This is a genomic window from Pseudoalteromonas sp. S2893, assembly GCF_005887105.1.
Taxonomy (GTDB): Bacteria; Pseudomonadota; Gammaproteobacteria; order Enterobacterales; family Alteromonadaceae; genus Pseudoalteromonas; species Pseudoalteromonas atlantica.
In genome coordinates this window covers 1-11,421 of record NZ_PNCY01000054.1, presented here as the reverse complement: position 1 = coordinate 11,421, position 11,421 = coordinate 1, and the positions used below count along the sequence as shown (strand labels likewise).

Annotated in this window: 11 protein-coding genes and 2 tRNA genes; 8 read left to right on the top strand and 5 right to left on the bottom strand. The window is 41.4% G+C overall.

The features are described from left to right. Positions 1–432 precede the first annotated feature (432 nt). The gene (locus CWC04_RS17835; RefSeq protein WP_024031966.1) at positions 433–1,089 is read left to right on the top strand and encodes an NAD(P)H-dependent oxidoreductase; all 657 of its coding nucleotides are present in this window, start codon (positions 433–435) and stop codon (positions 1,087–1,089) included. A gap of 49 nt (positions 1,090–1,138) precedes the next feature. Here the strand turns inward: CWC04_RS17835 and CWC04_RS17830 are convergent, their stop codons facing one another. From CWC04_RS17830 to uvrD, 3 genes are read right to left on the bottom strand one after another with little or no spacing between them, the layout of a single operon-like run. Next, on the bottom strand, positions 1,139–1,987 hold the full coding sequence (locus CWC04_RS17830; protein WP_054983972.1) for a hypothetical protein: 849 nt from the start codon (positions 1,985–1,987) through the stop codon (positions 1,139–1,141). A 58-nt stretch (positions 1,988–2,045) separates the two neighbouring features. Then, a complete protein-coding gene (locus CWC04_RS17825; RefSeq protein ID WP_138686044.1) occupies positions 2,046–4,106 on the bottom strand; it encodes a tRNA(Met) cytidine acetyltransferase TmcA domain-containing protein in 2,061 nt (686 codons plus the stop codon). Beyond that, positions 4,084–6,249, bottom strand: a complete 2,166-nt coding sequence (gene uvrD, locus CWC04_RS17820) for a DNA helicase II (protein WP_054983970.1) — start codon at positions 6,247–6,249, stop codon at positions 4,084–4,086. The genes CWC04_RS17825 and uvrD overlap by 23 nt, the downstream gene beginning before the upstream one ends. Positions 6,250–6,560: 311 nt before the next feature. On the opposite strand from uvrD, the gene CWC04_RS17815 reads away from it, so the two are divergent. Together CWC04_RS17815 and CWC04_RS17810 are read left to right on the top strand one after the other, a co-directional pair. After that, complete coding sequence (locus CWC04_RS17815) at positions 6,561–6,785, top strand: hypothetical protein (RefSeq protein ID WP_004588664.1); 225 nt, start codon at positions 6,561–6,563, stop codon at positions 6,783–6,785. A 113-nt stretch (positions 6,786–6,898) separates the two neighbouring features. Further along, the gene (locus CWC04_RS17810; protein ID WP_004588665.1) at positions 6,899–7,267 is read left to right on the top strand and encodes a YacL family protein; all 369 of its coding nucleotides are present in this window, start codon (positions 6,899–6,901) and stop codon (positions 7,265–7,267) included. A gap of 129 nt (positions 7,268–7,396) precedes the next feature. On the opposite strand, the gene CWC04_RS17805 is transcribed toward CWC04_RS17810, so the two are convergent. Next, positions 7,397–8,041, bottom strand: a complete 645-nt coding sequence (locus CWC04_RS17805; RefSeq protein WP_249326197.1) for a peroxiredoxin-like family protein — start codon at positions 8,039–8,041, stop codon at positions 7,397–7,399. 105 nt (positions 8,042–8,146) lie between these two features. Between CWC04_RS17805 and CWC04_RS17800 the strand changes: the two genes are divergently transcribed. Continuing rightward, positions 8,147–8,770, top strand: a complete 624-nt coding sequence (locus CWC04_RS17800) for a dUTP diphosphatase (RefSeq protein ID WP_004588667.1) — start codon at positions 8,147–8,149, stop codon at positions 8,768–8,770. 8 nt (positions 8,771–8,778) lie between these two features. On the opposite strand, the gene yrfG is transcribed toward CWC04_RS17800, so the two are convergent. Beyond that, positions 8,779–9,426 carry a GMP/IMP nucleotidase gene (gene yrfG / locus CWC04_RS17795; protein WP_004588668.1) on the bottom strand — a complete coding sequence of 216 codons (648 nt, stop codon included), beginning with the start codon at positions 9,424–9,426 and terminating at the stop codon, positions 8,779–8,781. Between the two features lie 62 nt (positions 9,427–9,488). On the opposite strand from yrfG, the gene nudE reads away from it, so the two are divergent. From nudE to CWC04_RS17775, 4 genes are all read left to right on the top strand, one after another. Beyond that, positions 9,489–10,061 (top strand): ADP compounds hydrolase NudE, encoded by a 573-nt coding sequence (nudE, locus tag CWC04_RS17790; protein WP_029772216.1) that lies wholly within the window; start codon positions 9,489–9,491, stop codon positions 10,059–10,061. Next, entirely contained in the window at positions 10,054–10,845 is a 792-nt protein-coding gene (cysQ, locus tag CWC04_RS17785; RefSeq protein WP_004588670.1) for a 3'(2'),5'-bisphosphate nucleotidase CysQ, read from the top strand. The genes nudE and cysQ overlap by 8 nt, the downstream gene beginning before the upstream one ends. Before the next feature lie 148 nt (positions 10,846–10,993). Then, a tRNA-Met gene (locus CWC04_RS17780) sits at positions 10,994–11,070 on the top strand. 182 nt (positions 11,071–11,252) lie between these two features. After that, positions 11,253–11,329: transfer RNA gene (locus CWC04_RS17775), tRNA-Met, on the top strand. Positions 11,330–11,421: the final 92 nt, after the last annotated feature.

The following is an 11,421-nucleotide window of genomic DNA, read 5'->3' as shown; positions in this document are numbered from 1 at the left end:
AGTGTAGCATTTGCTATGTGAAAGTAGGACATTGCCAGGCTCCAAATACGAGAAAGCCGCTTCAGAAATGAAGCGGCTTTTTTACGTCCGTAGAAAAGTGAAATACATGTCTTTACGTAATAGCACCACCTCCGTAGCGTGGGTTGAGTATCACGAAACCCGCGGATAAGGCTCGCCGCACATCTTTGTATGGTAAATATAGTGTTCTTATCTCACGAGCTGGATTACCAGCAGCAACAGTATCCGCCTCTATATGTTTCGTAACGACCGATCTCGCAACAATAAAGCTGTAACCCCAAAAGGTATGGGCTTGATCTATTATCAAATTTTTTTAGAAAGTCTTTTAAGTATTTTGCTAATTATCAATTGATAGCAAAGTCTATAAACTTGCCCCATCTTGTATTTACATACCTTACCAAAGGGGAGAAGAGCATGTCTCATCAAATTATTAAAGACTTACATAACCGTTACACGGCTAAAAAATACGATACGAGCAAACGTATTTCATCGGCGGATCTTGACGTAATTAAAGAAGCTATTCGCTTGTCTGCTTCTTCAATCAACTCTCAACCTTGGAAGTTTGTATTGGTAGAAAGTGATGAAGCTAAGCAGCGTTTGCACGATACATTTGCTAACAAGCACCAGTTTAATCAATTACACGCTAAAGAAGCGTCGCATACACTGTTATTAGCTTACGATCCTAAGTTTACTAAAGAGAAGTTTGTTAAACGTGTGGATGTTGAAGTGAGCTCTGGTCACTTACCAGCGCAACTGCGTGAAAGCTTTATGGGTGCCTACGCTTTTGCTGAAATGAATACGGATGAAAATGGCTACAATGGCAGCTGGACTAAAGCACAAGTTTACCTAGCACTGGGTAACATTATGCATACACTAGCGCGTTTAAATATTGCATCTACGCCTATGGAAGGTGTTGACCCAGAGTTAATCGGTGAGAAGTTTAGCGAAGAGCTTGATGGTCATATTTGTGAAGTGGCACTTGCAATGGGTTACCCAGTTGAAGAAGAAGATTGGAACTTTGGCAAACCTAAAGCGCGTTTACCAGTTGAAGATATTATAGCTACTGTATAACGTGTTGCTATAAGTTAATTAGCCGAGAGCCTTCTCGGCTTTTTTATTTTTAGAATAAACCATACGCTTGTGTTTCTTCGTCTTCCTGTTGTGCTAAATGATCAGGTCTAAATATTGCGCTAGGGTCTATTAAAACACTGTGTTTTTCGGCTAACTTTATTAGCCCTCGCATCATGCCTTTGGTTTGCGGGTCTATATCAAAGCCTACTTCGGTTAATTTATCGAGTGGCTTAATGTCTTCTTTTTTATAATCTATATTGTCCTCTACTTTATCTACTAGTAATCCGATATGCGGGTTGAGCCCATCTTTAGTAGTAAAAACAATAATAGGTTTATAATCGAGTGTTATTTGCTCTTTTGCCGCATCAAACAGTCTTTGTAATTGCATAAAGCTGTTGCGCTTTATACTCGCTAAATATTTACTGGCTTGTTTATAGTCTTGCTCGTTATGAGTACTAACTGCGCGATCTGTTGCTGTTACTAGCGCTTGAAAAGGCTCATCAAGTTTTTCTATGATAGATTTTAGGTCACTGTTGTCAGTTTTAAACTCTTTATAAAATACGGCGATGTTGTGCAGCTGAGTTTTATCGTTTGTTATTACGTGGCTCTGTTGCGCGATGCTTTTTTCAAATTGGCTAAACCAATCATTAAGCGAGGCTTGCCAGGTTCTTAGCTCATTAAGTGCTTTTTTATTACTTTGCTCTGTAGAGCTGCCATTTAAAATAACACCTAGGTCGAACACCGGCGTGGGTGTTTCCATGTAGTCTTTTACACCAATAAAGCTCTTATTGTTATTTGGCAATGTAGTGAGGTTATTATCAAACCGCTCGGTGAGTAAAATATCGAGAATTTTAAGTGAAATGGTTTTACAGCCCACTTGAAAGTTTATGAATTCCATACCTTTATCTTTAATTGCCTTGTAATGCTTTAAGGATAGAACAAAATAGATAAATAGCTTAAAGGTTGTGTGGTTTTTTAATTAGTGACTTAACTGCGAGTTTAAATTGTTGCTCTAAGGCTTTTTTTCCACTTAAACGATGTTGCTTGATTAGCTGCTCATTACTGTGGTTTTGTAATACCATTTGTATCAGCAAGTGGCGATCTTCACTTTTAGTTGCCATTAGGCTGGATGGGGAGTGGTTAAATAAATACCATAGTTTTGGCGCGGTATTAAAGCGATTTATTGTACTAATTGCAGTGTTTATAGGTGGGCTGGGCACGCTAGATTCATCGATAAATTTACTTATTAGCTCACTGACTAACTCACTGTCGAGTTGGCTAAAGTGCGTTAATAAACCATAAAACAAATCACTTTTAAATTGCTGAGCTAAGGTATGTAAGCCCTGCGTGGATGTGTTTAATGCTTTAATAACGAGGGCTGAGTGCTCACCCGTGCTTTTATCTCGCTGATAACCTAGCTTTACAGCACTAAAGCCCTGAGATTGCCAAAAATGTAAAAGCCCTGCTGTAGCCCCAAAACTTGCACCTATATAACTACAGGTGGGGGTTAGCTGATGTTGGCAATGCGCTAGCAATGCTTTACCTACGCCTTGTTGCTGCAGGTTAGGTGCAACAGCTATACGAATAACGCGTGCGCTTTGTTTTGTTAAATAGCTTGGCTGTGCGCTTAATTGCGCGAGCGATTGTGCCATTAAATGCCCTTGTGGGCGGCGCTCACCACTGATTACTTGCTTAGCTAGCTCTGCATCCATACCGCCTTCAACTGCTATTAAACACACACCCACAACATGCATGTCGCATCTACTAATAAACAGCCTTTGCGCTGGGGCATCAAGTAATTGGCGTAAATCGTTAACACTGCTCTGGTAATGGGCAAGTGCTAGCAACGCAACTATTTGCTGCAGTAAAGGCTCATTGTCAACGAGTTGCTGTTGAGTGACTTCAACGTGCTCAATGCTATTTAAAGCGGGTGGGTATTCGTTATATTGTGCATCTAAAGCAAAGAGTGTGCGTACATGTTGCTCAAGAGGGTCGCCCTTGGCAAAACGTAAAGGGTCTTCTAAGTTTACAATTTTTGCCGCTTTGTAATTTGCTTTAATATGTTGCGTAAAGCGAATGGTATAGCCTCGGCCATTACCCTCGTAGCCTACCAAGGTGCTTGCAAAGACTATACGCGGGTAGTGCTTTAACATGGTTAACAGTAGAGGAACAGGGATTGCGGCGGCTTCATCAACCAGTAATAAATCACATTGCGGCAACTGATTAAGCAGTGCATCGGGCGCCATGTATTGTAAATTAGCTAAATGTTTTTGCTGAGCCTTGTATTCAACCTGTAAGCTTTTAGCTAAATGCTTAAAACAGCTATGGGTGGCTCTAAATTGTGTTGCGCATACAATGATTTTTTTATCATGTAATGCTGCGGCTGCAAGACCTAGCGCGGCTGATTTTCCTCGCCCTCTGTCGGCATTAATAATTAAAGGCCTGTTCGCACGTCCTGTGGCCACCTTAATTATTTGCTCAACGCAGTGTTGCTGCGCCTGATACTCAATTTTATTTGTTACATTGCTTTTGAGCTGCGGCTCTTTAAAGACAGTGTGTTCATCAAAGTGTATGGCGGGTAGGGTTTGTAAAAGGCGAGAAAAACGTAAATTAAAATAGCTTTGCTGATTACTACACCCATAAGACTGCACGCTTTGCAGCGCAGGGTCTTGCCATGAGGCTAGACGTTGTAAATCAGGCAGTAATAAAAATAAAAGCCCGCCGGCTTTTACGGTGCCGGCTAATGCAGCGAGTTTATCGGGGTAAATGCCACTAAAGCCATCATAAACGGCATGAGGAAACTCTTGCCCAAGTAGTTGATGAGTATGCTCAGGCCAACTTGCATTGGCAAGGCTGCTTGAAAGTAGCTTTACATCATCCGAACGGGTTAACGCGCTTAATAGCTCATAGCACCACGTAGGCTGGCCTGTAATTAGCACTAACTGACGATGCTTTGCGCCAGTTAGTTGCTGCGTTAATTGCTCAACACAGTGCTTATACAGCTTGAAGTCGTGCATATGCGGTTACTAACCATTTGCTGCCAAGGTCGTCAAAGTTTACTTGCACACGCGATTGCGCGCCGCTGCCTTCGTAATTAAGCACAGTGCCAATACCAAATTTAGCGTGCAGTACACGTTGGCCTAAGTTAAAACCACTTTCTTCAAATACAGCATGGCTTACTGATGCGCTAAAACGTCCTGCAGCAGGCGGTCGTGATACCTGTGTTTTAATACGAATTTCTTCTACGCAATCTTCGGGTATTTCACGTAAAAATCGCGATGGGCTATGGTACTTTTCTTGGCCGTATAAACGACGGCTTTCGGCATGGCTTATGTAAAGCTTGTCCATGGCACGGGTCATGCCCACGTAACAAAGGCGGCGTTCTTCTTCTAAGCGCCCTGATTCTTCATTACTTTGCTGCGATGGGAACATGCCTTCTTCAACACCCACCATAAACACAAGTGGAAACTCTAAGCCCTTAGCAGAGTGAAGAGTCATCATTTGCACAGCGTCTTCGTGTTCATCGGCTTGGCCTTCACCAGATTCAAGCGATGTATAAGCTAAAAACCCTTGAAGTGGCGAACTAAACTCTTCTTCTTCAGGGAGTTCATATTGATCGCAGGCACTGATAAGCTCTTCTAAGTTTTCTACGCGAGCTCGGCCTTTTTCGCCTTTTTCAGCTTGATACATAGCCATAAGCCCAGAGGTTTGAATAGCGTATTTGGCTTGCTCTTGTAGTGTAAGGTCGCTAATTTTATCTTCTATGTGCTCTACCAACTCTACAAATTTTGTAACAGCGCTAGCCGCACGACCCGATAAATGTTGTTGTTCAACAATTGCTTTAGCTGCGTACCAAAGAGGCAGCGACTCAGCACGCGCACAGTCGCGTATATGGCTAAGTGTTTTATCGCCAATACCGCGCGCAGGGGTGTTTATTACACGCTCAAATGCGGCGTCGTCTTGGCGGTTTCCTACCAGTCGCAAGTACGATAGCGCATCTTTAATTTCTTGGCGCTCGAAGAATCGCATACCACCGTAAATACGGTATTTTAAGCCTTCTTGAAGCATGGCTTCCTCGAGTACACGAGATTGCGCGTTACTACGGTATAAAATAGCGGCGTCTTGCAACGCATTACCAGCATTTAACCAGCTGCGTAGCTTGCTGCTTACAAAGCGGGCTTCGTCTAGCTCGTTAAAGGCGGCATAAATTGATATAGGTTCGCCTTCGTTGCCATCGGTCCAAAGGCTTTTACCCATGCGCTCTGAATTATTTTTAATTAGCGCATTAGATGCTTTTAGAATGGTCGCGGTTGAGCGGTAGTTTTGCTCAAGACGAATAGTTTCGGCGTCAAAATCAGTTAGAAAGCGTTTAATGTTTTCTATTTTAGCGCCACGCCAACCGTAAATACTCTGGTCATCGTCGCCTACAATCATAATGCTTTGTGTATCACCAGCAAGTAGCTTTAGCCATGCGTATTGAATGGTATTGGTATCTTGGAACTCGTCTACCAGCATGTGGGCAAAGCGCTGCTGGTAATGGCGAAGTAGCGTAGGGTTATTTTTAAGTACTTCGTAGCTACGTAGCAGTATTTCTGCAAAATCGACTAAACCTGCACGGTCACACGCTTCTTGATAGGCGGCATATACACGTAGCATCATTTGCTCGTTTATATCGTAGGCTTGAATATCTTTAGGACGCAGGGCTTCATCTTTTTTAGCGCTGATGTACCAGCCAAATTGTTTGGCGGGCCATTTTTTGTCATCAATATTCATTGATTTTAATAAGCGCTTGATCATTCTAAGTTGATCGTCAGAGTCTAAAATTTGAAAGGCTTCTGGTAGGTTTGCTTCTCGATGGTGAGCGCGCAAAATACGGTGTGATAGACCATGGAATGTACCAATCCACATGCCACCGACAGGGGCTTTTAGGGTTTCTTCAACACGGGTGCGCATTTCTTTAGCGGCTTTATTAGTAAAGGTAACCGCAAAAATACTATAAGGCGATGCTTGCTCAACCTGCATTAACCACGCGATACGATGAACTAAAACACGTGTTTTACCCGAACCAGCACCTGCTAATACCAGCATGTTTTGTAGTGGGGCTGCAACGGCATCGCGTTGTTTGTCATTTAAGCCATCGAGTAATTCAGAAACGTCCATCGTTACGCCTTTTCAATCAATAATGAGGGCAGTATAACAGGTGTTTTTGTTAGGCTAAATAAAATACTGTTTTTATGAACAGCTATTCTAAAAATACTTGTAAAACTAATCGCTTAGTCGCTTTTTTGTACTCTAAAGTAACGATAATTAATAATAAAAATAATCAAATTGACCTATATTTAGTAAAAAATACTAAAGCAGTTATTTAGTAGTAATTTAACTATTTGATTTTTAAGCTTTAATAAATTGGCATAAAGTGTGATAGTAAGTAAATAACTAAAACTTAAAATTAATTAACTACAGAGGTGAGTATGGCTGATCAAGGTTCTGGCGGTAATGTTATTGCAGCGTTGTGTAATATATTTTTTCCTGGTTTAGGGCAATTGGTACAAGGGCGAATTTTAGCCGCTATCTTTTTTGCGCTAGCTATTATAATTAGTTACGCACTTATTTATGTATTAGTAGGCTTCGTACTCGTGCCTATTATTTATTTATGGTCGATTATAGATGCTGCACGTTTTAGATCGCGAAGTTAGCTTTTATGTCACCTATTTAATAGCGCCCATTGGCGCTATTTTGCGTTTTAGGGTCGGTGTTTAAGGCTATTTATGGGTATAATTAGTGCATTAGCGTTTTAAAAGTAAAAATTATGGAATATCAATTTATACGTGACCCTATTAGTGGGCTGCGCATTAAAATAAGCAGCGAGCATGCCCTAATTGGCCGCTGGTTAAACGAAGAAATTGGCAAAGAAAAAGTCGCGATGGTACAAGCACTTATTAGCTCGGTAAAAACAAGTTACGAGCCAATAACGTTAAAAGGCCAAGAGATAGACTTAATACTCTCTAAAGACGAAGCCTTATTTGAAGCCCATGCTCTACACCAAGACAGCGAAGATTTAGTCGCCTATCAAGATGATGACTTAATGCTTGAAGAAAATGGCCTAGTGAGTGGTTGTGGCTTTGAAGATTTTATAGATTTAATTGAGTCGTGGGCTGAGTTTACTGGCTCGCGTTAAACGTTTAAAAGGCCAACCTAGTTGGCTTTTTTGTAATATCAATTGTGTAAAGTTATTAGGCATTTATAGCGCTCTATTTAGCACCCTAGAATGATTAAATATTTAAGTCGATTGGTATATATCTACAGATTATTGATTTTCTATTGATTTAACGCCAGCTAATAATAGCTCCTCTGTTAAACGTACTTTATAATTAGGGTTTGCGTACTGAAAATACACAACGCCGCTTTTATCAATTACAAATACAGCTGGTACAGGTAAGGCGACGTTTACCTTGCCTTGGGCATCAACAAAGTTAACACCGCGCTTATTGCGATAGATAGCAGCTGTTTTATCATCTAAAAAATAAGCTAAACCTAAGGCTTTTGCTAGGGTTAAGCTATCATCTGAAAGCAGTAAATAATTTGGCGAACTTATTTTACTTTGGGCTAGCTTTTCTGGGCTATCTGGCGATACTGCAATAATTTGCGCGTTTAAATTAGCGAGTTGTTGCTCAATTTTTTGTATATTAGCCAGTTGTTTTGAGCAATAAGGACACCAACCACCGCGGTAAATAATAAGTACCGTTGTTTTTTCAGCAAAGCGCTTTTGTAACTCTACATTATTACCATGTTGATCTTTGAGCGTTATATTAGGCACGCTTAAGCCCGGTAATAATGGTGATACTTGCTCGGGGGCTGCAGCAATTCCTTCTGTACTTGCTTGCGCATTCGTTACTAAAAAAGCAGTCATTACAATAGTCGCCAAGGTGTGCAGTAACACTTTACTCATCATTATTTCCTGCCCTGTTTTTATGTGCTGTTTATAATAGATCAAAAATGCACTTTTTATTATTTGCCTGTATCATAAGCGTAATTTAAAAGCTCAAGTGGAAACGATATGTCAGCCAACTTAAATAAGCTAGTAGTAATGCTAGAAATGCAAAATGCCATGAACACTAAAGTTCATGATCAATGGTTTAGCCAAGGCTTTGAGTGGTACAGAGCCATTTGGGTAGAGTGTGCAGAAATGCTAGATCATTACGGTTGGAAGTGGTGGAAAAAACAAACCCCAGACACCGAGCAAGTTATTCTAGAATTGGTTGATATATTTCATTTTGGTTTGTCGTTAAGAATTGACGGAACAACCTCTTACGAAGAGTTAGCTAAGCAGCTAGAACAAGAACTTAGCGCACCACAGGCCGCAGATGACTTTAAACAAACTCTTGAAATATTAGCAGCTTCAGCAGTTGCAAATAAAACCTTTAACGCGGCCGCGTTTGCAGGGTGTATGGCGCAAATAGGGATGGATATTGACGATTTATACCGTGGTTACGTAGGTAAAAACACGTTAAACTTTTTCCGCCAAGATCATGGCTACAAAGATGGCAGCTACATCAAAGTATGGAATGGCCAAGAAGATAACGAGCATTTAGTCGAAGTCGTTAAAAGCCTTGATACCGAACATGCCGACTTTGCAAAGCTAGTATATCAAGGCCTAGTGGCGCGTTACCCGCAACAATAATCTAGCTGCTAGATTATGTTTCTGTAGTCGGTTACGTTTAAGTAATCGGCTATTACATTATGTGGTTGCTGGCTATCTGGGTTGGCCACCGCAAGTAAATGTTCAATGCCGTATTCTCGGGCAGCATTTAAAACTGGCACACTGTCATCAACAAACAAAGTGCGCTGCTTATTAAACCCTAAGTCTTTTTGTACTTGATGCCATAAACTTTGCTGCTCTTTACTCACTCCGTATTGATGAGTAGACACTACGCCATCTAAATAATTATCTATCGCGGTATGTTCAAATTTAAGCATGACGTTTTCTGGGTGGGCGTTAGTTAAAAGAATTAGCTCTTTACCTGCTTTTTTTAGCTCAGTTAAAAAGTGGGGTACATCTTCGCGTACTTTTATTAAGTGCTGGGTTTGGCGTTTTAATTCCATTATCGGTAAATTGAGTTGCTCTTGCCAATAATCTAAGCAATACCACTGTATTTGACCACTTACCGCTTGATAGCGTTTGTGCATATCGGCTTTTGCTTCATCAAGGGTAATATTGCGAGTGAGCGCAAGTTGCTCTGGTACAACGTTAAGCCAAAAGTGACTATCGAAATGTAAATCGAGTAATGTTCCGTCCATATCGAGTAAAACGGTATCGATTTTTGACCAATTTAGCATGGGCTTTTCCTTGTGAAAAGTTTATGATTAAGCACAACTGCCATGATAGCAAAATAACGCCAATGACACAGAAAAAGCACCCAACTCCGCCTCAAATTATTAGTAACAATGTAGTTGCTAAAAGCCGTTTATTTACTGTTGAATCGTTAGAGCTTAAGTTTTCTAATGACGAAGAGCGCCAGTATGAGCGCATACGTGGCGGTGGCCGCGGGGCTGTAATGATTGTACCAATAACTGCAGATAACGAAATGCTACTGGTACGTGAGTATTGCGCGGGCACAAACGACTACCAATTAGGCTTTCCTAAAGGCTTGATAGACCCAGGCGAAACACCACAGCAAGCTGCAAACAGAGAGCTTAAAGAAGAAGTTGGTTTTGGTGCTGAATTTTTTGAGCCGCTAAAAGTAGTATCAATGGCGCCAAGTTACTTTAACGCGACCATGCATATTTTATTTGCTAAGCAACTATATCCGCAAACGTTAGAAGGTGATGAGCCCGAACCTTTAGTGGTTGTTAAGTGGCCATTAACAGATTGGCAGTCATTATTAGAGCAAGACGATTTTACCGAAGCTCGCAGTGTTGCCGCTTTGCTATTATTAAATAAGTATTTAGCGTCTGGAGCTGCAAATGAATAAATTACTAGAGCCTTGTATTGAACTTGCACAAAGTGCAGGCGATGCCATTATGGCTATTTATAAAAAAGACGATATTGGCCAGCAAGAAAAATCAGACTCTACGCCTGTTACAAAAGCAGACTTAGCGTCTAACGATGTGCTTGTTGCTGGTTTAAAAGCGCTTGCGCCCGACATTCCTATCATGTCGGAAGAAACGCCTATTCCGGCACTTGCCCAAAGAAAGAACTGGCAGCGCTATTGGTTATTAGATCCGATGGATGGCACCGGTGAGTTTATTTTAGAAAGTGGTGACTTTGCCGTTAATATTGCGCTTATTGAAAATAATCACCCCGTTTTAGGTGTGATTCATTGGCCAGCAAAAGGGATCACTTACTTTGCTACTGCTAATCAGGGGGCATTTAAACGAGAAAATGGTAGCGACACAAAAATGTCGGTAGCAACACCCGATAACCTAACGTTGGCAGTAAGCCGTAGACAAAAAATTGAAGCGGTCAGTCAGTATTTAAATACGCAGTTTGCCACTATTGCAGTAGGCTCGTGCTCGCTAAAAGCATGTATAGTTGCCGAGGGTAAAGCCGACTGCTTTTTACGAATTGGGCCTACAGGCGAGTGGGATACCGGCGCGTCACAAGTTATTGTAGAAGAAGCGGGTGGGTGTATAACCGATGCAGAGTTTAATCCGCTTACTTATAACCAGCGTGAGAGCACTGAAAATCCTGACTTTATTGTAATGGGGCACCCAGATTGGGAGTTTCAAAAAATGATAAGCCCACACCAGAGATAGCTATTTATAGGGCTTGTTGATTGCTTTTTGTTCGGTTGAACACAATTAACTAGTTAAAGCCTTGCAATATAAGTTTATTCCTATATTATAGCGCTCTCTTCGAAACAGGCTCGTTATTAACACGAAACTATTTCAAAGAAATTACAGGCGCGGGATGGAGCAGCCTGGTAGCTCGTCGGGCTCATAACCCGAAGGTCGTCGGTTCAAATCCGGCTCCCGCAACCAATTTCCTTTAGGGGTTTGAGGTTACTGTAAAATGTTAGTTAAAGAAAAGCTTGTCGGTCTCAGCTCTTCATTAGCCAGCAAAGGTAGTCGTTTTAAATCCGGCTCCCGCAACCAATTTCCTTTAGGGAGTTGGCAGCCACGTTGTAATGTAAGCAACGCTAAATAAGTATACATATTTCAGGCGCGGGATGGAGCAGCCTGGTAGCTCGTCGGGCTCATAACCCGAAGGTCGTCGGTTCAAATCCGGCTCCCGCAACCACTGAAATACATAAAATGAAACGACACGCTTAAAGCGTGTTTTTTTATGCCTAAAATTCAGTGAAATGAATAGTTCGTCGGTCAGATCGGTTT